19 protein-coding genes, 1 tRNA gene and 1 other RNA gene are annotated in these 20,733 nt (G+C 43.4%); 19 read left to right on the forward strand and 2 right to left on the reverse strand.

The genetic code is table 11. The features are described 5' to 3' along the window. Nucleotides 1-34: 34 nt before the first annotated feature. Nucleotides 35-631 (reverse strand): ATP-dependent Clp endopeptidase proteolytic subunit ClpP, encoded by a 597-nt coding sequence (gene clpP, locus NSQ57_RS00940; protein WP_013368815.1) that lies wholly within the window; start codon nucleotides 629-631, stop codon nucleotides 35-37. A gap of 210 nt (nucleotides 632-841) precedes the next feature. After that, a tRNA-Arg gene (locus NSQ57_RS00945) sits at nucleotides 842-916 on the reverse strand. 255 nt (nucleotides 917-1,171) lie between these two features. Between NSQ57_RS00945 and NSQ57_RS00950 the strand changes: the two genes are divergently transcribed. The 19 genes from NSQ57_RS00950 (at nucleotide 1,172) to NSQ57_RS01040 (ending at nucleotide 20,670) form a co-directional block, all read left to right on the forward strand. Then, nucleotides 1,172-2,209 carry a sugar-binding domain-containing protein gene (locus NSQ57_RS00950; protein ID WP_029518990.1) on the forward strand — a complete coding sequence of 346 codons (1,038 nt, stop codon included), beginning with the start codon at nucleotides 1,172-1,174 and terminating at the stop codon, nucleotides 2,207-2,209. 94 nt (nucleotides 2,210-2,303) lie between these two features. Next, on the forward strand, nucleotides 2,304-3,314 hold the full coding sequence (gene gap / locus NSQ57_RS00955) for a type I glyceraldehyde-3-phosphate dehydrogenase (protein ID WP_023986488.1): 1,011 nt from the start codon (nucleotides 2,304-2,306) through the stop codon (nucleotides 3,312-3,314). Nucleotides 3,315-3,437: 123 nt separating this feature from the next. Beyond that, nucleotides 3,438-4,619: a phosphoglycerate kinase gene (locus NSQ57_RS00960; protein ID WP_029518988.1), complete on the forward strand. Its 1,182-nt coding sequence runs from the start codon at nucleotides 3,438-3,440 to the stop codon at nucleotides 4,617-4,619. Between the two features lie 59 nt (nucleotides 4,620-4,678). Then, on the forward strand, nucleotides 4,679-5,431 hold the full coding sequence (gene tpiA / locus NSQ57_RS00965; RefSeq protein WP_023986490.1) for a triose-phosphate isomerase: 753 nt from the start codon (nucleotides 4,679-4,681) through the stop codon (nucleotides 5,429-5,431). A 1-nt stretch (nucleotide 5,432) separates the two neighbouring features. Next, nucleotides 5,433-6,977 carry a 2,3-bisphosphoglycerate-independent phosphoglycerate mutase gene (gene gpmI, locus NSQ57_RS00970; RefSeq protein ID WP_013308265.1) on the forward strand — a complete coding sequence of 515 codons (1,545 nt, stop codon included), beginning with the start codon at nucleotides 5,433-5,435 and terminating at the stop codon, nucleotides 6,975-6,977. A 63-nt stretch (nucleotides 6,978-7,040) separates the two neighbouring features. Continuing rightward, the gene (gene eno / locus NSQ57_RS00975) at nucleotides 7,041-8,327 is read left to right on the forward strand and encodes a phosphopyruvate hydratase (protein ID WP_013308266.1); all 1,287 of its coding nucleotides are present in this window, start codon (nucleotides 7,041-7,043) and stop codon (nucleotides 8,325-8,327) included. A 341-nt stretch (nucleotides 8,328-8,668) separates the two neighbouring features. Next, nucleotides 8,669-8,902, forward strand: coding sequence for a preprotein translocase subunit SecG (secG, locus tag NSQ57_RS00980; protein WP_013308268.1), 234 nt, complete (start codon nucleotides 8,669-8,671; stop codon nucleotides 8,900-8,902). Between the two features lie 195 nt (nucleotides 8,903-9,097). Beyond that, entirely contained in the window at nucleotides 9,098-11,713 is a 2,616-nt protein-coding gene (rnr, locus tag NSQ57_RS00985; RefSeq protein WP_342425502.1) for a ribonuclease R, read from the forward strand. Between the two features lie 283 nt (nucleotides 11,714-11,996). After that, complete coding sequence (smpB, locus tag NSQ57_RS00990) at nucleotides 11,997-12,476, forward strand: SsrA-binding protein SmpB (RefSeq protein ID WP_013308270.1); 480 nt, start codon at nucleotides 11,997-11,999, stop codon at nucleotides 12,474-12,476. A gap of 250 nt (nucleotides 12,477-12,726) precedes the next feature. Further along, nucleotides 12,727-13,091, forward strand: a transfer-messenger RNA (tmRNA) gene (ssrA, locus tag NSQ57_RS00995). A gap of 334 nt (nucleotides 13,092-13,425) precedes the next feature. Further along, on the forward strand, nucleotides 13,426-13,719 hold the full coding sequence (locus tag NSQ57_RS01000) for a recombinase family protein (RefSeq protein ID WP_342425503.1): 294 nt from the start codon (nucleotides 13,426-13,428) through the stop codon (nucleotides 13,717-13,719). A gap of 102 nt (nucleotides 13,720-13,821) precedes the next feature. Further along, nucleotides 13,822-14,103, forward strand: coding sequence for a recombinase family protein (locus tag NSQ57_RS01005; RefSeq protein WP_342425504.1), 282 nt, complete (start codon nucleotides 13,822-13,824; stop codon nucleotides 14,101-14,103). Between the two features lie 11 nt (nucleotides 14,104-14,114). Continuing rightward, on the forward strand, nucleotides 14,115-14,858 hold the full coding sequence (locus NSQ57_RS01010) for a recombinase family protein (protein WP_342426143.1): 744 nt from the start codon (nucleotides 14,115-14,117) through the stop codon (nucleotides 14,856-14,858). Next, nucleotides 14,756-15,250: a zinc ribbon domain-containing protein gene (locus NSQ57_RS01015; protein ID WP_342426108.1), complete on the forward strand. Its 495-nt coding sequence runs from the start codon at nucleotides 14,756-14,758 to the stop codon at nucleotides 15,248-15,250. Before NSQ57_RS01010 ends, NSQ57_RS01015 begins: the two co-directional genes overlap by 103 nt. Before the next feature lie 358 nt (nucleotides 15,251-15,608). Then, the gene (locus NSQ57_RS01020; protein WP_342425505.1) at nucleotides 15,609-17,246 is read left to right on the forward strand and encodes a hypothetical protein; all 1,638 of its coding nucleotides are present in this window, start codon (nucleotides 15,609-15,611) and stop codon (nucleotides 17,244-17,246) included. Nucleotides 17,247-17,400: 154 nt separating this feature from the next. Beyond that, nucleotides 17,401-18,519 (forward strand): hypothetical protein, encoded by a 1,119-nt coding sequence (locus tag NSQ57_RS01025; protein ID WP_342425506.1) that lies wholly within the window; start codon nucleotides 17,401-17,403, stop codon nucleotides 18,517-18,519. 433 nt (nucleotides 18,520-18,952) lie between these two features. Continuing rightward, on the forward strand, nucleotides 18,953-19,180 hold the full coding sequence (locus tag NSQ57_RS01030; protein WP_342425507.1) for a DUF896 domain-containing protein: 228 nt from the start codon (nucleotides 18,953-18,955) through the stop codon (nucleotides 19,178-19,180). Between the two features lie 67 nt (nucleotides 19,181-19,247). Then, the gene (locus tag NSQ57_RS01035) at nucleotides 19,248-19,646 is read left to right on the forward strand and encodes a DoxX family protein (protein WP_342425508.1); all 399 of its coding nucleotides are present in this window, start codon (nucleotides 19,248-19,250) and stop codon (nucleotides 19,644-19,646) included. 73 nt (nucleotides 19,647-19,719) lie between these two features. Beyond that, nucleotides 19,720-20,670, forward strand: a complete 951-nt coding sequence (locus NSQ57_RS01040; RefSeq protein WP_342425509.1) for a ring-cleaving dioxygenase — start codon at nucleotides 19,720-19,722, stop codon at nucleotides 20,668-20,670. Nucleotides 20,671-20,733: the final 63 nt, after the last annotated feature.

The following is a 20,733-nucleotide window of genomic DNA, read 5'->3' on the forward strand; positions in this document are numbered from 1 at the left end:
CATTTACCAGCTATCGAGAGGCAAATTTTTTCTCTTATACACCTTCTGGAGAGGAGCTAGTTAGCACTTTATCAATAATACCGTATTCTTTGGCATCATCAGCAGACATGAAGTAGTCACGGTCTGTATCTTTTTCAATACGTTCCAGTGGTTGGCCTGTGCGATCTGCGAGAATGCGGTTCAGTTTATCACGCATTTTCAGAATGCGGCGTGCGCGGATTTCGATATCCGTTGCCTGGCCTTGTGCACCACCCAGAGGTTGGTGAATCATAATTTCACTGTTTGGCAAAGCGAAACGTTTACCTTTGGCGCCTGCATTCAGCAAGAACGCGCCCATGGAAGCCGCCATACCTACACAAATCGTAGATACATCAGGTTTAATGTATTGCATCGTATCGAAAATGGCCATACCAGCTGTAATGGAACCGCCAGGACTGTTAATATACAAGTGAATATCTTTTTCAGGATCTTCGGCAGCCAAAAACAGCATTTGCGCAATTATAGAGTTGGCTACAACGTCATTGACGTCCGAGCCTAACAAAATAATGCGATCCTTTAACAGTCTGGAATAAATGTCATAGGCGCGTTCGCCGCGGTTACTTTGTTCTACTACCATAGGAACATAGCTCACGTCAAAAAACCTCCCTTAAATATCGTTAGTGGATTTGGTGGACATGCCGAGTACACGTCCCTTATTTATAAACTGTTACCGTATTAACCACATGATAAACAATTTCAAACAAAAAGTCAAAGAAAGTCAAACTAATGATTAAAAAAAAGAGCCCTCAGCGCTCTTATTGGTTAAAACATTATATAGAAGCATTTAAGCGTTCATTTAAAATGGCGCGCCCGCGAGGAATCGAACCTCGATCTCAGGCTCCGGAGGCCTACGTCATATCCGTTGGACCACGGGCGCATAGTTGATTCAATGCAAACAACTAACTAATTAAACAGCTAATTGGAAACAAAGATGATTATATGATATACAGCAGTGAATTGCAAGCTTTTATTAAATGCGCATATTCAGACAAATGGTTGAGAAATATAGGTTCAGATAGACTTGCATATGGAGCAAATATTGGTTAAGATATACGTGGGACTTAAAAAGTTATCCCGGGACGTTTTAAGACCAGTTAGAGACAGAACTTAGAAGTGTGCGGGAGTGGAAAGCATGCGAAAGATATTAGAAATACAGAAGCAGCTTCTGCCCGACCTCATGGATGTTTTGAAAAAAAGGTACACGATCCTGCATCAGATTATGCTGTCCGATGTTGTTGGACGCAGAACACTGGCAGCTTCACTGAACATGACCGAGCGCGTGTTGCGCGCCGAAACCGATCTTCTTAAAGCTCAGGGGCTAATTGAGATTGAGAGTGTAGGCATGAAGGTGAGCAAAGCAGGACTGGATCTGCTGGAACAGCTGGAGCCGATTGCGAATAACTTGTTCGGCCTGTCCCAATTGGAGGACCAGATTCGTCAAGCCTATGGTTTGAGGAAGGTGGTTGTCGTTCCAGGGGATTCGGATGTTTCTCCGTTAACAAAGCAGGAGCTGGGGCGCGCTGGAGCAAAAGCGTTGCTAAGTGTTATGGACGACGAGGATGTGGTCGCTGTAACAGGTGGCACGACGATTGCAGACGTGGCGGAACAACTGGCATTGCCTTCTAATGGCCCCCTTAAGGGTGGGTGGTTTGTACCGGCACGCGGGGGTTTGGGAGAAAGCATGGAAATGCAGGCCAACACAATTGCTTCCACAATGGCTCGCAAGGTCGGCGCTCAATACCGTCTGCTCCATGTACCGGATTTGCTCAGCAATCATGCTTACAACTCCTTGCTTGAAGATACGAACATTCAGGATATATTGAGCCTGATTCGCGAGAGTCGTATCATCATTCACGGGATAGGCAACGCCATAGCGATGGCACATAGACGTAAACTTGATCCCGAAACCTTTGCCCAGATCAGCAGTGAAGGGGCGGTAGCCGAATCGTTTGGTTATTATTTTAACGAAGATGGCGTCGTTGTTCACAGAATGCTGACGCTTGGACTCCGATTGGAGGACATTAGGCGTACCGATACGGTTCTAGGTGTAGCTGGAGGCAAGAACAAGGCGGCCGCTATTCATGCGGTACTGCGTTTCGGGCAAGAAGACATTCTGGTCACCGACGAAGGCGCTGCTGTTGAGATTGTAAGTCGTTATTTAAATGATTAATATAGGATTTATGAATCGTGTTGTCTTGACAGGCTTTCGGGTCTGTCTTGAATATATAAAACTAAACTAAACGAACTTTGGGAGGAACTCACTCATGACAGTTAAAGTTGGTATTAATGGTTTCGGACGTATTGGACGCCTTGCTTTCCGTCGGATTCAAAACGTGGAAGGTATTGAAGTAGTAGCAATCAATGACTTGACAGATTCCAAAATGTTGGCACATTTGTTGAAATATGATACAACACAAGGTAATTTCCAAGGACAAGTAGAAGTACATGATGGCTTCTTCAAAGTAAACGGTAAAGAAGTTAAAGTTTTGGCTAACCGCAACCCTGAAGAACTGCCTTGGGGAGACCTGGGTGTAGACATCGTTCTGGAATGCACAGGTTTCTTCACAACTAAAGAAGCTGCTGAGAAACATTTGAAAGGCGGCGCTAAAAAAGTTGTTATCTCCGCTCCAGCTACTGGCGACATGAAAACTGTCGTTTACAACGTAAACCATGAAATTCTGGATGGAACTGAAACTGTAATCTCTGGTGCTTCTTGCACAACGAACTGCCTGGCTCCTATGGCTAAAACACTGCAAGATAAATTTGGTATCGTTGAAGGTTTGATGACTACAATTCATGCTTACACTGGCGACCAAAACACTTTGGATGCTCCACATGCTAAAGGTGACTTCCGTCGTGCTCGTGCAGCAGCTGAAAACATCATTCCTAACACAACTGGTGCTGCTAAAGCAATCGGTTTGGTTATCCCTGAGTTGAAAGGTAAATTGGATGGCGCGGCTCAACGTGTTCCAGTACCTACAGGTTCCCTGACTGAGTTGGTAACAGTTCTGGAGAAAAACGTAACTGCTGAAGAAATCAACGCAGCGATGAAAGAAGCTTCCGATCCTGAAACTTATGGATACACTGAAGATCAAATCGTTTCTTCCGACATCAAAGGCCTCACTTTCGGTTCTTTGTTCGATGCAACTCAAACTAAAGTTCTGACTGTCGGCGACAAACAACTGGTGAAAACTGTAGCTTGGTATGACAACGAAATGTCCTACACTGCACAATTGATCCGCACGTTGGAATACTTCGCTAAACTGGCTAAATAATAAGAACTTTCTTATTAGCAACATCATAGAGCGGAAACAGGTTATTGTTTCCGCTCTTTATATATCAAAATGTGCCTTGAATTCCTGTTTCGTAAAATTATAAGGGTGCGGAGGAATATGGAGATGAACAAAAAGAGCGTACGTGATATAGAACTGAATGGAAAACGGGTGTTTGTTCGTGTAGATTTTAACGTTCCGGTTGAAGACGGTAAAATTACAGATGACAAGCGTATTCGTGAAACCTTGCCAACCATTAACTACCTGATTGAAAAAGGTGCAAAAGTTATTTTGGCGAGTCACTTTGGACGTCCAAAAGGTCAGGTTGTTGAATCCATGCGTCTGACTCCTGTTGGCGTACGTTTGTCTGAACTGCTGAAAAAGCCAGTAGTTAAAGTGGACGAAGCGGTAGGCGAAGCTGTTAAAGCGAAAGTGGCTGAACTGCAAAACGGCGACGTGCTGTTGCTTGAAAATGTACGTTTCTATGCAGGAGAAGAAAAGAATGATCCTGAGTTGGCGAAGCAATTTGCTGAATTGGCTGACGTTTTCGTGAATGACGCATTCGGCGCAGCACACCGTGCTCATGCTTCCACTGAAGGTATCGCTCATATTCTTCCGGCTGTTTCCGGCCTGCTGATGGAAAAAGAATTGTCTGTTATTGGTAAAGCTCTGTCGAATCCAGATCGTCCTTTTACAGCCATTATCGGCGGTTCCAAAGTAAAAGACAAAATCGACGTGATCGACAACCTGCTGAACATTGCAGATAACGTAATCATTGGTGGCGGTTTGACTTATACATTCTTCAAAGCTCAAGGTTATGAAGTGGGTCAATCTTTGCTGGATGAATCCAAACTGGACGTAGCTCTTGGATTTATCGAAAAAGCGAAGAAACTCGGCAAAAACTTCTATCTTCCGGTAGATATTGTTGTGTCTGACGATTTCAGCGCTACGGCGAACACAGACATTGTGGATATCGACGGCATTCCTGCAGCTTGGGAAGGCGTGGACATTGGACCGAAAACACGTAAAATCTATGCAGATGTAATCAAAAACTCCAAACTGGTTGTATGGAACGGACCAATGGGCGTATTTGAAATCGAGCCTTTCGCTGGTGGTACTCGTGAAGTAGCGGAAGCTTGCGCAACAACTGAAGCATACACCATCATTGGTGGCGGTGATTCTGCGGCTGCGGCTGAAAAATTCCACTTGGCTGACAAGATGGATCATATTTCCACTGGCGGCGGCGCATCTCTGGAATTTATGGAAGGCAAAGCACTTCCGGGTGTTGTTGCACTGAACGATAAATAATCAAACGCACTATGCGTGAATAAAGCTTTAGGGCACCTAATAGTTAGGAGTTGAAACCATTGAGAACACCGATTATCGCGGGTAACTGGAAGATGTTTAAAACCGTACCAGAAGCTAAAACTTTCATCGAAGAGATCAAAGGCAAAGCAGAGGTTGCAGGAGTGGAAAGCGTGATTTGCGCACCATTTACGAATCTTCCTGCTCTGGTTGAAGCAGTAAAAGGCACGTCTATTAAAATTGGCGCACAAAACCTGCACTTTGCAGAAGATGGTGCATTTACAGGTGAAATTAGCGGCGGAATGCTGAAAGATCTGGGCGTAGACTACGTTGTGATCGGACACTCCGAACGTCGTGAATATTTTAATGAAACAGACGAAACGGTGAACAAAAAGGTTCATGCGGCATTCCGTCATGACCTGACTCCAATCGTATGTGTAGGCGAAAAGCTGGAAGATCGTGAAGCTGGACAAACCAAAGAAGTTGTAAAAGTGCAAACTGTAGCAGCTTTTGCTGGTTTGGCTAAGGATCAGGCTGCACAAGTAGTTGTTGCTTATGAGCCAATCTGGGCCATCGGAACAGGCAAATCCTCCACTTCGCAGGATGCGAATGAAGTGATTTCCTATATCCGCAGTCTGATTAAAGAGCTGTATGATGAAAATACAGCAAATGCTGTACGTATTCAGTATGGTGGTAGTGTAAAACCTGAAAATGTTACTGAGTACCTGGGTCAAAGCGATATCGACGGCGCGCTCGTGGGCGGTGCCAGTCTTCAACCGGCGTCGTACATCGCGCTTGTTGAGGGGGCGAAGTAAGATGACAGCACCAAAACCGGTAGCTTTAATTATTATGGACGGGTTCGGACTGCGTGACACCGTGGAAGGCAATGCGGTTGCACAGGCCAACAAACCGAATTACGACCGGTATTTACAACAGTATCCTCATACGACGCTGACGGCTTCTGGCGAAGCAGTAGGTTTGCCGGAAGGACAAATGGGTAACTCTGAAGTGGGTCACTTGAACATCGGCGCAGGCCGTATCGTATATCAAGACTTGACTCGTATTTCGAAGTCCATCCGTGAAGGTGAATTCTACGACAATGAAACACTGGTTAAAGCAGTGCAACATGCCAAGAAGAACAACACGAAACTTCACCTGTACGGACTTCTGTCCGACGGCGGCGTGCATAGCCATATCAGCCATCTGTTCGCTATGCTGGACTTGGCGAAAAAAGAAGGCCTAACAGAAGTGTACATTCATGCTTTCATGGATGGACGCGACGTTATGCCAGACAGCGGCGTAGGCTTCATGCAGCAGCTGATCGCTAAAATTCAAGAAGTGGGCGTAGGTAAAATTGCGACTGTACAAGGACGCTATTATGCTATGGACCGCGACAAACGTTGGGAACGTGTAGAGAAATCTTACCGTGCAATCGTATACGGAGAAGGACCTCAATACACAGATCCAATGGAAGCATTGAAAGAATCGTATGAAAAATCAGTGTTCGACGAATTTGTGGAGCCAACTGTTATTGTGAAGGCTGACGGAAGTCCTGTAGGGCTGGTCGAAAGCAATGACTCTGTTATCTTCCTCAACTTCCGTCCTGACCGTGCGATTCAACTGTCTCAGGTATTTACAAACGCGGACTTCCGTGGTTTTGACCGTGGCCCGAAATGGCCTAAAGATTTGCACTTTGTTTGCCTGACGTTGTTCAGCGAAACGGTTGAGGGCTTTGTAGCTTACGAACCGAAAAATCTGGATAACACGTTTGGTGAAGTGTTGGTTCAAAACAACAAGAAGCAATTGCGTATTGCCGAGACTGAAAAATATCCGCACGTTACTTTCTTTTTCAGTGGCGGACGTGATGTGGAGCTTCCTGGCGAAACTCGTATTTTGATCAACTCGCCTAAAGTGGCTACATATGACTTGCAGCCGGAAATGAGTGCGTATGAGGTAGCGGATGCTGCTGTCAAGGAAATCGAAGCCGACAAGCATGATGCGATTATCCTGAACTTTGCCAATCCGGATATGGTTGGACACTCCGGTATGCTGGAGCCAACGATTAAGGCGGTAGAGACGACGGATGAATGTGTTGGACGTGTTGTAGATGCGGTTAAAGCCAAAGGTGGCGTGGTTATTATCATTGCCGACCATGGTAATGCGGATATGGAAATTGATGAGCAGGGACGTCCGTTCACAGCTCACACAACGAATCCGGTTCCGTTCATTTTGACTGACGAGAATATCGTTTTGCGTGAGCATGGAATATTGGCTGACGTAGCTCCAACGCTTCTGGATTTGATGCAACTTCCGCAACCTGCGGAAATGACAGGAAAATCTATGATTGCATCCCGCAAGTAAGCTTGATTTAATAAGTATAGGCTTGACCAATAAATCATGATTCACAAAGGAGATTAAGTACAAATGACTATTATTTCTGACGTGTACGCTCGCGAAGTCCTCGACTCCCGTGGTAACCCTACAGTTGAAGTTGAAGTATATCTGGAATCCGGTGCTATCGGTAGTGCTATCGTTCCTTCCGGTGCCTCCACAGGCGCTCACGAAGCTGTAGAACTTCGTGATAACGACAAATCCCGTTACCTGGGTAAAGGCGTTCTGCAAGCTGTTAAAAACGTGAACGAAATTATTGCTCCTGAAGTAATCGGCTTGGATGCTGTGAACCAAGTAGAAATCGACACGCTGATGATCAAATTGGATGGTACACATAACAAAGGTAAATTGGGTGCAAACGCAATTCTGGCAGTATCCATGGCTGTAGCTCGCGCTGCTGCTGAAGCTCTGGGCTTGCCACTGTACACTTACCTAGGCGGATTCAATGCTAAACAATTGCCAGTACCAATGATGAACATCGTTAACGGTGGCGCTCATGCCGACAATAACGTTGACGTACAAGAGTTCATGGTTCTGCCTGTAGGCGCTCCTACATTTAAAGAAGCTCTGCGTGTAGGCGCAGAAATCTTCCACAACCTGAAATCCGTACTGAACTCCAAAGGTTTGAACACAGCTGTTGGTGATGAAGGTGGTTTTGCTCCTAACTTCAAATCTAACGAAGAAGCTCTGTCCACTATTATCGAAGCGATCGAAAAAGCTGGTTACAAACCAGGTGTTGACGTATTCCTCGGTATGGACGTTGCTTCCACTGAGTTCTTCAAAGATGGAAAATATACTTTGGAAGGCGAAGGCAAATCCTTCACTTCTGCTGAGTTCGTTGACCTGCTTGCTTCTTGGGTTGATAAATACCCAATCATCACTATTGAAGATGGTTGCTCCGAAGATGACTGGGAAGGTTGGAAATTGCTCACTGAAAAATTGGGCAACAAAATCCAATTGGTTGGTGACGACCTGTTCGTAACAAACACAGAGCGTCTGGCTAAAGGTATCGATGAAAACATCGGTAACTCCATCCTGATCAAAGTAAACCAAATCGGTACGCTGACTGAAACATTCGATGCTATCGAATTGGCTAAACGTGCAGGATACACAGCTGTTATCTCTCACCGTTCCGGTGAATCCGAAGACAGCACAATCGCTGATATCGCTGTTGCAACAAATGCAGGCCAAATTAAAACAGGTGCTCCTTCCCGTACTGACCGTATTGCGAAGTACAACCAATTGCTCCGCATTGAGGATCAACTGGGTGAACTGGCTCAATACCACGGCCTGAAATCTTTCTACAACCTGAAAAAATAATATTGCGCAAAAATGCTGATGGCGTCTCTTGACTCATGGTTTATGATCACGAAGTCTGAACGCTCAAAGCTTTTACGCATGAATAAAACAGGCCTACTCGCCACCGCGAGCAGGTCTGTTTTTTGTTATTATGGATGTGTATGAGAATTTATAACTTTGCAAAGGCTTAATGGCTGAGTGACTTGCTATAGCTGTTGTTATCTACTGGAAGCTGTGGTAGAATAAAAATAGTGTTTTGCGTTAATTTCCGGCTATTTATAACATGATATGTACATGTTTTCATAAAAGAGGCTGTGTTGTTTTGCAAAACAGATGTATAAGCTCAGGAGGTGGGATTTTTCATGGAAATCTTTTTGAAAGTGCTGCTCGTTGTGTTCTCGATTGCTGTTATTGCGGTTGTTTTACTGCAAAAGGGGAAAAGTGCAGGTTTGTCCGGTGCCATCTCTGGCGGTGCTGAGCATCTGTTCGGCAAGACAAAAGCTCGCGGTATGGATTTGATTTTACAACGCGCAACTGCTGTTTTGGGTGCGGGTTTCATGATCGTTTCTGTTTTAGTTGCATTTTTTGCAAAATAAGATAAATATGTACCTTAAGCCTTCGTTTCGCGGGAAACGGGGGCTTTTTTTAGATTTTGGACAGGCAGGGATGCCGTCGATTAAATTCGTGTATACTAGGGTATGAGTATATTAAGAGCCTTGTATCAGGAACAAGGAACAAGGACATGCGGATTTATTACTGAAAATTAAAGGTCACCCGAGGTGGACAATATTATGATAACAGAGCAACAACTACTCGATTTTATGCGCGAGACCGCATACAAACCCATGACTTACCAGGAGCTGGAGCAGCATTTTGATATTAAGGATGCCGAAGATTTCCGTGAATTTCTTAAGCTTTTGAATGCCTTGGAGGAAGAGGGGAAAATTCTGCTGACCCGCACAAACCGTTATGGCGTGCCGGAACGGATGGATTTGCAGCGTGGGCGTTTGCAGGCTCATGCCAAGGGATTTGCTTTTTTGATTCCAGAGGACCGGGAGCACCCGGATGTATATATTCATGCTAACGACTTAAAGAGTGCGATGAATGGAGATACGGTACTGGTAAGAGTGACGTCGAAGGGACCTGCGGGTGGCCGATTAGAAGGCGAAGTTGTGCGGATCGTGAAGCGCGCAGTGCTTCAAGTAGTAGGCGTGTTTCAGAGCCACGAAGCATACGGTTTTGTATTGCCGGATGATAAGCGCATTAACCGGGATATTTTCATTCCAAAGGATAGCTTCAACGGAGCTGTGAACGGGCAAAAGGTCGTTGTGCGCATTGTGAGCTATCCAGAAGGACGAGCTGCGGCGGAAGGCGAAGTGTTGGAGGTTTTGGGTCATAAGGATGATCCAGGCGTTGACATTTTGTCCGTTATTCGCAAGCATCAGCTTCCGGAAGCTTTTCCAGATGAAGTGACAGAGGAAGCCGAGAATGCTCCCGACGCGATTACGGAAGAAGAGATTGTACGTCAGGGGCGGCGCGATCTGCGTGATAAGATCATTGTTACCATTGATGGTGAGGATGCCAAAGACCTGGATGATGCTGTAAATGTAGAGCGCTTGCCGAACGGAAATTACCGTCTGGGCGTTCATATTGCCGACGTAGGGTATTATGTGCGTGAGAACTCCAAGCTGGATCAGGAGGCATATAACCGCGGTTGTAGCGTGTATTTGGTTGACCGTGTCATTCCTATGCTTCCACATCGACTTTCAAACGGAATATGTTCTTTGAATCCACAGGTGGATCGACTGACTTTATCCTGTGAGATGGAATTCAATGAGCATATGAAGGTTGTAAAGCATGATATTTTCACCAGTGTAATTAAAACGAAGGAACGGATGACGTACACTAACGTTCGCAAAATCCTCGAAGAGGAAGATGCTGAACTGATGGAACGGTACAAGGATCTGGTTGATGTATTCGGCACGATGAAGGAATTGGCATTGAAGCTGCGTGCTAATCGAATGCGCCGAGGTGCAGTTGATTTTGATTTTGATGAAGCCAAAGTGATTGTTGATGATGAAGGTAAAGCTGTCGATATTGTGAAGAGGGATCGTACGATAGCTGAACAAATTATTGAAGAGTTTATGTTGGCGGCCAATGAAACGGTAGCTGAACATTTCCATTGGCTCAAAGTACCTTTCTTGTACCGGATTCATGAGGACCCAGATCCAGAGAAGCTGCAAAACTTTATGGCTTTCGCAGCTAATTTTGGGCATCAGATCAAAGGTAGAGGGAATTCCATTCATCCGCGTGCACTGCAAACGTTGCTGGAAGACATTCAGGGTACGAAGGAGCAAACCGTGCTTAGCACGATGATGCTGCGTTCGATGAAGCAGGCAAAGTATGATGCGGAGTCGACAGGTCATTTTGGACTAGCAGCGGAATATTACTCTCATTTTACATCGCCGATTCGTCGTTACCCTGACTTGGTGATTCACCGTGTCATTCGTGAGGTATTGGAGAATGGCGGGGCTTTAACAGCCGAACGTCAGGAATATTTGACTGCACGTATGCCTGATATTGCGCAGCAATCTTCCGAGCGTGAGCGTGTAGCTGTGGATGCAGAGCGTGATACAGAGCAGATGAAAAAGGCTGAGTACATGCTGGATAAGGTCGGCGAGGAATTCGAGGGAATCATCAGCAGTGTAACCAGCTTCGGAATGTTCATAGAGCTCGACAATACAGTGGAGGGTCTGACGCGACTGAGTGCGCTTACGGACGACTATTATCATTTTGACGAGCAGCATATGGCGTTGATCGGCGAACGCACCTCCAAGGTGTTCCGCATTGGAGATGAGGTTAAGGTTCGGGTCGCGCGTGTAAATATGGAAGATTACACAATTGACTTTGAACTTGTCGATATGAAGCAACGGCAACGCCGTGAACGGACTGGCGGTACAGGACAGGGCGGAGGCTTTGCGCGTGGCGAGAGCCGTGGTAAAGGCAAAGGCCGAGAAGGGCGTGACCGCAAGGGCGGCAAGGATAAGACTGGCAAAGAGGGTAAAGGCAGTCGTGATGTTACCGGGAAGCCAAAAGAGGCTGGCGCAGGTAACGGAGGCATTAGCACCGCAGGCCGTTCAGGGCGCGGCGGTGGGAACGGGGCAGGAGCTGGTTCAGCTAGCAGCTTCGGCTTTGGCAGTGGCAAGGGCGGGTATAACTCGCCAGCATCCGGGGCAAGCAAGCGACGGAAGAAGACGTCTGCCAACGGTATTTTCATCGGCGGAGCAGCTACACCAGGAAGTGATGCCAGACCAAACGGTGAAGGCGCAGCACGACGCAAACGGAAGAATAAGGGCGGAAGTGGCGGCAATAGCACCGCTGGCTTTGTGCGGAAAAAGAAGAAGTAGGTGGCTATACTTGCTTGCTAGAAGGCAGGAGTCTTCTTTCGTGGCAGGGGATGAAACTAATCATGCGACTTAGGTATAAAGGCGGTTTCTGTCTGCAGTAACGGATAGAAGCCGCCTTGTTTTAAGTGTGATGTTAGTGTTAGTTAGAAATGTAGAAGGCTTGACCCTTCTTGCTTTTACCATCTGAAATTTGTTACAATATATTTCTAGGTGGCTCTTTGTAGCCAGATTTTGATGCCTGGATTTCAAGAGTGAATTACGTTATTCATAAGGAGTGGTATTCATGGGTAAGAAGGCAGACGGGAAAGTGCTCGCCCAGAACAAAAAAGCTTCCCATGACTATTTTATTGAGGACACCTACGAGGCGGGCATGGTATTAACGGGAACGGAAATTAAGTCTCTGCGAAATGGTCGTTCCAATATAAGTGATGCATTTGCTACGATCCGTAATGGCGAAATTCATATTCACAATATGCATATCAGTCCTTTTGAGCAAGGTAATCGTAATAATCCTACCGATCCGACGCGTACGCGTAAGCTGCTGTTGCATAAAGAGCAGATTCGCAAGCTTATCGGTCTGTCCAAACAGGAAGGTTACACGATTGTTCCGTTAAAGATTTATGTTCGCAATGGTTATGCCAAGCTTTTGCTCGGACTGGGTAGAGGTAAAAAGCAGTATGATAAACGTGATGCTGCCGCTAAACGCGATGCACAACGTGATATCCAACGTGCTTTACGTGAGAAGCAGAAAATTGCGAGATAAGTTATTGTATTATTAGTTATGGTACAAATTACGTGGAAAAGTTACTTGTTCCTCTAATGGTGCTATTTTATAAGGCTTAAATGGCTTCATTTCGTTTCGTAATGACCTGTAATATGGTATACTAACGAAGTAGTCAGTTTTAAAGCTTTTAACTTTGTTCGAGTGTTGAATCTTAGGATTCAGCTTTTGATATTATGCATGCTTATGCTCCGGTATTTCCGGATTTATCCGTGGAGCCCTTTTATAATAAGGGGGCGTTTATGGATTCGACGGGGATAGTTCGAGCATGGGTAGCGGGTAGTGGGGACGCGTCCGCTTCATCAACGCTAAAGCCTATTAAACGGCAAACAACAAAACAACTACGCTTTCGCAGCCTAAGAAACTGTGTGCGTGCTTCTACTCTGCATCGCCCATGTGACAGGGATAGGGGCTAACAAATAGTGGGATACGCTGTCTCATCTCCGCCTGCGGTGAGCTGAAGAAGATAATCAGGCTGACCCAACGTATAGCCGGTTACGGGGCGATACTCGGGTGACATCAAAACTGTGACTACACCCGTAGAAGCTTATGTGTCGTTATCTTCGGACAGGGGTTCGACTCCCCTCGCCTCCATATGTAGTATCAGTAACGGACACCATTCGGTGTCCGTTTTTGCTTGCTCGTATTCTAAGGGATGGGGTAAATCGCTTCGGCTCTAGGGCTTCGGGCTACTCTGACGTCGAATACGACATATTTCTGATGATGTACATGGCGGTACCTCTGTACGTAGCAGTTTTGATGTCACCCCAGTATATCTGCGTCATGAGGCGTTGAAGGGAATGAGGGAGAATGCCTCTCAAGGATTTCATTGCGGCGGCAGAGTGCCTTTCGGTTATCGGCGTATTCAGACAGGCAGAAGAGTCACTTATGAGCTTGGAAGTGATAAAGAGGTCAAATTTGAGTCCAGCAGATGTTCCAATTGGCCGAAGAAGGTCATGGAGGCAAGCGGATTGCCCATGAATTGAATCAACAAAACATCATTGAGGGGAAAAGGTGGGTTCTATCCACAGTGCTTGCCATCCTCAACAATCTAGTGTATCTTGGCAAGCGTGTATGGAATAAGAAGTCGGATGCAGGTGGTGAACAGAATGATGTGTCCCAATGGATTGTTGCAGAGAATGCACATCCAGCTATTGTCGATCAACAGCTTTGGGATGCCACTCAGGCATCGTTGAGCGCACGAAAAATCAATAAACCACAATAACATGAAATTTCATCGCAGGTACGCCAAAACGGTGTGCCTGCTTTTTATGCCCAAAACAACAAAAAGGGAGAGGTATTCAATGAAAGTAGCTATTTATGTCGTGTGTCTTCAGATCGTCAAGCAGAGAAGGAACTGTCCATTCCGGCACAATTGAAGGCCATTCAGCAATATTGTCTGGATAAAGGGTGGATCATCGTTAACGAGTTCATTGAAAAAGAGAAGTTGGCAAAGACAGATGATTATCCTGAGTTCCGGAAGATGATTGCATTGGCTAAACGCTCAAATCGACCGTTTGATGCGGTTGTTGCTCAAAAGTTTGATCGGTTCTCACGTAAGAGGGACGACCATGTCATCTACAAAGCCTTACTCAATCAATGTGGGTAAAGGTCAACTCTGTGACTGAGCAGACCGAGTTTGAGACACCGCAGGACATGTTGCTGGAGGGGATGTTGGAGGTCATTTCAGAGTTCTCCAACGCCAACTTAGCGACCGAGGTAAGGAAGGGCATGACGCAGAATGCGAAGCAGGGGTACAACAATGGTGGTACGCCTCCATATGGGTATCGGACGGAACACATTGCGATGGGAAATCAGAAGACAAAATCTGTGTGGGTGCCGGGGCCGAGGGAAGAAGTTGATTTAATTCGCTGGATATTCAATCAATATGCTTTTGAAAACAAAGGTTATCATAAAATTGCATCTGAACTGAACGAACAAAAAGTACCTACACAAAAAGGTGGTACTTGGTCAGCCAGCACATCAGGGCCATTATTTTCAATGAATCATACATTGGAAGCAAAGTGTGGAACAAGCAGGATTATCAAACGAAGGGGAGGAAGTGGAGAGATCGCTCCGAGTGGATTATTACAGAGAATGCTCACCCTGCACTCCTTACAAAAGAACTGTTTGAACAATGCCAGACGGTTGCTAAGCAACGCAACAATGGTGGTGGTGAGACGCATAAGTCATTTGGCACAAAGCCAGCATCTCCATTCTGGTTGCGTGGAGTCATGGTGTGCGACAAATGCGGATCAAGGATGGTTGGAAACTCTACATCTACACATACCAAGAGCGGCGGACAAAGATATTATGTATGCGGTGGTTACATGCGGAAAGGCAAGGAATTTTGTTCATATGTAGGATGGCGTAAAGAGCGTATTGAGGAAGTTGTCACTAATAAGCTCAGAACGACTCTGTTGCCGCTGTCGATGGACAATCAGTTGGAGGAAGAGATTCACATGTATTATAACGAGAAGAACAAGCATCTCGTTGCTCAGGCATCCAGTTTAGCGGCAGAGATTGCATTTTTGGAGAAACGTGTGGATGCTATTAAGGATGATATACAATCTGGCAAAGGGAAGCCATTTCATCAAGAGATGTTGGATGAGATGCAGACGGAATTAGTGGACAAGAATGTGGAGCATAAAGCGTTGTCTAAAGGACTGAATGAGGTTGATGTGCCAGAAGAGTTTATTGCGTCCGTGAAGTATGACATTCAGACGTTGATCGGTCTACTGGATGCTGAGGTTTAGAATCCGCAGATGTTGCATCAAATGATTAGTAAGTTTGTATCTCAGGTGAGAGTAATGAGGGAGACGAAGCAACTGCATATCAAGGTGCATTTTGCGAGTGAGGATGAGGTTTTGTATGAAAAGCACATGGTAACTGAATTGTAATTCATATTGAATAGGAAGTAGCCGATAATATCTTTGACAGTGATTTCAATCTATGGGAGTATATTATCCAAGATATTGAAGGAATTGTCGAGGTTATCGGCTGAACTTCCTATAAATAAAAATCAATCATCATTGGCGATAGAATATCAGAGCGGTTCATACTTTTATTTAATGACTACCTTGAAATGAACAATTAGGAATAGGAGAGAATTTTATGTTGAGGGATATGGAAGAGTTATTGAATAAAGTTCATGATAATGAAATAAAAGACTACTTAAATGAGGCGTTAAAGTGTTATGTGGGAGGTTCTTTCAGAGCGTGCGTTATTATGAGCGTTATTGCAGGAGGATATGATTTACATAAGAAGGTAAAAGCTTTGGCAGGAAGTGATTCAAGCTTTAGAAAATTAGATGAAGAGGTTGAACAGAGAAAGAGCAAAAATGAGGTATATGAAAAATACCTGTTTGAACAATGTGCAACTAAAGAAATTGATATGTTGAATAGTAGTGAGCTGAAGGAATTGCAACGCTGTTTAGACACTAGAAATGACTGTGCTCATCCTAGTAACTTCGTATGTTCCCCTGAGAAGGCAAGAGATATTTATTCTTCTATTATTGATGTCCTCGCATCTAAACCAGTTTTATTTGGTTTTAAACATATGAAGAATTTAATTGATGAGATGCAGGAAAAAACTTTTTTTCCAGTGATTAATACCGAAAAAATGAATCTTATGGTAAGTACAAATTTGAATAAGTTTCAAGATAAGGCAAAGCCTCCATTGTTTAAGTTATTAGTTACAACTATTAAAACAACAACTTTACCAATCCAAAAGATTAACGCGATAAGATTTCTAGCATTTTCAGCTGAACATGCAACAAATGAATTTGAAGGATGCATAAGGGAATTAATCGATAAAGATCAATATCAAGGTGAACTCTTAGAGATATTAAGTTTGAATACAAATATATTAAGTATATTATCTGAACTGAGCATTGAAAAAATCATGCGTAAATTGGAAGAAAATTTAGATACAAGTGAAATTAATAATGCGGATAACTGGATTAAGGTGATATTGTCTAGAAGATTCCAATCAGAAAACCATATTGAAAATGTGTCAAAATTAGTAGCTAATTACAGAGCAACGAATTTTTTTATGAATACCTCGTATAAGATAGATGTAAGATTCAAAGTGGTGAAAAACTTGTTAGTCGATGAAAGTAGTTCTGAAAAATTTAGGAATTTACTGCGAGAATCTTCACGCAAGGATTTCAGATTATCTCATTATTTGGATGGTAACTTGATAGATGTTTTAGTTTTATTAAAAGATAAGTGCTTATATGAACATTGGATGAAGAAGGTGATTGAAAATATACATGGTTATAATTTCAATACTGCTAATACTGCTGTGAGTGTCTTTAAGTCAATTGAAAAAGAGCATTGGTATGATATGGTCAATAATGATTTGAAAATAAGCTTAGTAAAAAATATTATATATGAGGGTGCGAAAGATAGTCAGTATTATTCTCATGATTGTCGCTCGTTGATGTATAGCTTACCTAGCAATTATCCAGAACTGACAAAATTATTTCTTGATCATTTGTTTGCTAACTTATCTAGTGAGCATACTCGATCATTCTTTGGTGAAAAATATTTAGGTGTCGTTTCTAGTTATATCGTAAATTGCAATGGTGAGGCTGAGTCATACTTAGAAAAGTTGAATTATTTAGAAGGCGATTTGCTAGATATTAAACAAATTACTAGACAATTAAAAGAAGATATTGAAGAAATACAGGATGATGAATTGAGACGCACACTTTTGAACAACTCTATATTCACAGTTACAATTTCTTGACATAAGAAGTAGACATGTATTTTGAAAAAAAAGGGATACTTTGCATAGATAGTAGAAATTTTAGTTTGCGGAGCTGGAAGCAATATCATAATATTATTTACTGTTGATTGATTCACTGAGTGTAGTAATTTTGTATCGGAGGGATACTCAAAAGATGACATACTGTTTAGCATGGAAAAAAGAAGACCGAATTTTTATTGTAGCCGATTCAGCGATTTCCACAACTGAAGAAATAAATAACTATGGGACTAGCTATTCAGCATTCGGTGAACTGCAGGATAAGTATAATGATTATTTTGTATATGAACATGAAAATAAGATTACTCGAATTAATGATAATGTAACTGTTTGCTTTTCAGGAGTAGTCTCTCATGCCTTTGACATGCTACGTATTTTTGAAGAGGTTCTATCATATGGTGTAAGTATAGATGAAGCAATACAGGTACTAAATAATTCTGCTACCTATTCTGATGTAGATTTAATTATAGGTTATACAAAAGATAATGAAACGAGACTTTTTCTTATAAAAGAAGGTCAAGTAATCGAAGGTGATCTTTTTGAGATCGGGTCTGGTGCTGGTGTTTCAAAGTGGAGCGAATCGATGAGGTTTTGGTTAGGAATTAATTATCCTATTGAGCACGTACTTACGATTATGGTAGTGGTGATGCAAGCAACGGCAATGACTATATTTATGTTGCCCGAGGGCGTGGGTGGAACTTTTACAGGGATTGAACTCACTCCAGAGGGAAGCAGATGGTGTTCGGATCTGTCATATTGTTTATATAATAACAATAAACAATATGAAGGATTTATTACTATTCTTAATAGAGATGATATGGTAGCAACCTCTTCCACGTTTAATAATGCAACTAAGATTTTACTTGGGTATACTCATAAGAAGAGTGGCGAGATACGAATTAAATCTGAAAGAGTTGAAGGAATTTCAAATGAGTTAAGCAAATCAGAGGTGGATTACTTAGTTCTTACAAACATTAACAGAAGAAAGGTATTAATAATGTATATTGATAAGTCTCTTCATAATCATGTATTCAAGATGTGGAGAAGAGATAGAGATAAAAAGACTGACTATATGTTGGTTTACGATGATAAAATAGGTGATTATATTTTTTCGAGTAAGCATGGGGATGACGATGAGATGTCACTTCATTTTTTAGATATTCACAGATTTAAAGCTGATTATATATCATTAACGGACTTCGAAGAACAGAATGGTGGTCGAGGAAATATAGAAAATATGGAGGGCTATTATTAATTACGTTTGCTTACTCGGGTGACATCAAAACTGTGACTACACCCGTAGAAGCTTATGTACCGTTATCTTCGGACAGGGGTTCGACTCCCCTCGCCTTCATCGATCAAACCCACAACTTGTAGCTAAAGATGACTTCTACATGCTCTTAGTAGACGATCACCTTTTCTACATAACTACCGATGAATTTATTGATCTTAGGAGGGGGCCCGCTGGTGATGTGGTACTTAAACTCAGGAAGCAGTTGTCGCAGTAAAGTCCCTCTGTGATGGGTGCTTTTTCTTTTTCTCTGTAAGCGTCCTCAAGAATTCATCTTCTCTTCTTTTAGAAAAAGTATTGACACGGATAGAAAAGTATTATATCTTTATATCAAGATAAATAAATTAAAGATAAAAAAACAAAACAATCAGAAAATTTTAAATAGGGAGGTATATACATGATCACCATTTTAGAAAGAATTAATCAACTTGCAAAAAAAGCAAAAGAAGTCGGGTTAACTGAAATCGAAAAAACGGAACAAACGGATCTTCGCAAAGAATACCTTCAAATCTTTCGGGGTTCTGTACAAAGCATTCTCTTGAATGCTACGATTTATGACCCGAATGGAGACGATGTTACGCCTGAAAAACTGAAAAAGGAACAGGCTCAAATCGCAAAAAAATAAGTTTAATTTCGTCTAATATCTCTAACTTAATAATCTTTAAATAAATATAAAATGGAGGATGATTTTTATGTTGGCAAGTGGATTGTTACTGATACGTTTGGTGGTTGGATTGTTATTGGTGGGGCACGGAGCACAGAAACTGTTTGGCTGGTTTGGCGGTTATGGTCCAAAAGGTACTGGCGGTTGGATGGAATCGATCGGCATTAAGCCCGGGGTATTCATGGCAGTGGCTGCTGGGTTGATGGAATTGTTGGGAGGAGCTCTATTTGCTGTAGGATTGCTCACTCCACTGGCTGCATTGTTGATTACGGCGACTATGCTCGGAGCAATTTTCAAAGTACATGGTCCAAACGGGATCTGGGCAACAGCTAATGGCTATGAATATCCGCTAGTTCTTATTGCAGTCGTAATTGGTATTGCGTTGACAGGGGCAGGCTCATATTCTATTGATGCATTGCTTAGATAAAACATGATGTTTAGGTCATTAAAAGTCATCAACAATAAAAATAAAGGTTCCAACGATTAAAGGAGGGTTTCATATGTCGCTTCAAACTACAGGTATCCATCATATTACAGCTTTCGCCGGTAATCCGCAGGAAAACTTCGACTTCTATGCCGGCGTCCTGGGACTTCGGTTAGTGAAGAAAACAATCAACTTCGATGCTCCTGAGGTTTACCACTTGTACTTTGGTAACGGTGCAGGAAGTCCTGGAACGATCATTACATTTTTTCCTGCACCAGGAACCCCCAAAGGACGAATCGGAGGCGGCCAGGTGGGCATAACCTCGTATGTGGTACCCCCAGGTTCACTTGATTTTTGGCAGCAGCGTTTGCAAAGCTTTGATGTTCAAGTTACGAAAACGAGCCGTTTTTCTGAACAGTATCTTCAATTTGAGGATAATGAGGGCTTACGTCTTGAGCTTGTCGAACGTGAAGCGGGAGCGAATAGTACTTGGTCTTACGGTGGCATTTCGGCTGATAAAGCAATTAAGGGATTCGGGGGTGCCGTGCTATTTAGTGTCAACCCACAGAAAACGATGGATGCATTGGAGAGCATACTCGGATTTACGAAAATCGCTGAAGACGCCGAATATGCCCGTTATCAGTCTATAGGAGAAATCGGCAACATCGTGGATGTCCCACTCGCCAAAATAGGTCTAGGCATTGGTGGAGCAGGCACGGTACATCACATTGCATGGCGTGCAAAAGACTTCGAACAACATGAAGAATGGAGAAGCGCAGTCCAGCATTATGGCTATCAGCCGACTCCAATCATAGACCGCCAATATTTTAATGCTATATATTTCAGAGAAGCGGGCGGCGTATTATTTGAAATTGCTACAGATCCACCGGGATTTGCTAACGATGAACCTGCTGAATCTATGGGGCAGAAATTAATGCTGCCAGAGTGGTATGAACCGCAGCGGGCTCAAATTGAGGCGAATCTGCATCCTATTAAAGTGAGAACATTAACTGGAAAACAACAGTAAACGAAACGGCTACTGTTTCGCCCCCAGAGGAAACAGGATTAAACCCACTTTGACAAAATTGGT

This window comes from Paenibacillus sp. FSL L8-0502 (assembly GCF_038593055.1).
GTDB lineage: Bacteria > Bacillota > Bacilli > Paenibacillales > Paenibacillaceae > Paenibacillus > Paenibacillus polymyxa_D.

Coding starts and splice junctions, on each gene's coding strand:
- NSQ57_RS00950 (WP_029518990.1), top strand. CDS start 1,172: ATGCGAAAGATATTAGAAATACAGAAGCAGCTTCTGCCCGACCTCATG.
- gap (WP_023986488.1), top strand. CDS start 2,304: ATGACAGTTAAAGTTGGTATTAATGGTTTCGGACGTATTGGACGCCTT.
- NSQ57_RS00960 (WP_029518988.1), top strand. CDS start 3,438: ATGAACAAAAAGAGCGTACGTGATATAGAACTGAATGGAAAACGGGTG.
- gpmI (WP_013308265.1), top strand. CDS start 5,433: ATGACAGCACCAAAACCGGTAGCTTTAATTATTATGGACGGGTTCGGA.
- eno (WP_013308266.1), top strand. CDS start 7,041: ATGACTATTATTTCTGACGTGTACGCTCGCGAAGTCCTCGACTCCCGT.
- secG (WP_013308268.1), top strand. CDS start 8,669: ATGGAAATCTTTTTGAAAGTGCTGCTCGTTGTGTTCTCGATTGCTGTT.
- rnr (WP_342425502.1), top strand. CDS start 9,098: ATGATAACAGAGCAACAACTACTCGATTTTATGCGCGAGACCGCATAC.
- smpB (WP_013308270.1), top strand. CDS start 11,997: ATGGGTAAGAAGGCAGACGGGAAAGTGCTCGCCCAGAACAAAAAAGCT.
- NSQ57_RS01000 (WP_342425503.1), top strand. CDS start 13,426: ATGTTCCAATTGGCCGAAGAAGGTCATGGAGGCAAGCGGATTGCCCAT.
- NSQ57_RS01015 (WP_342426108.1), top strand. CDS start 14,756: ATGGTTGGAAACTCTACATCTACACATACCAAGAGCGGCGGACAAAGA.
- NSQ57_RS01020 (WP_342425505.1), top strand. CDS start 15,609: ATGTTGAGGGATATGGAAGAGTTATTGAATAAAGTTCATGATAATGAA.
- NSQ57_RS01025 (WP_342425506.1), top strand. CDS start 17,401: ATGACATACTGTTTAGCATGGAAAAAAGAAGACCGAATTTTTATTGTA.
- NSQ57_RS01030 (WP_342425507.1), top strand. CDS start 18,953: ATGATCACCATTTTAGAAAGAATTAATCAACTTGCAAAAAAAGCAAAA.
- NSQ57_RS01035 (WP_342425508.1), top strand. CDS start 19,248: ATGTTGGCAAGTGGATTGTTACTGATACGTTTGGTGGTTGGATTGTTA.
- NSQ57_RS01040 (WP_342425509.1), top strand. CDS start 19,720: ATGTCGCTTCAAACTACAGGTATCCATCATATTACAGCTTTCGCCGGT.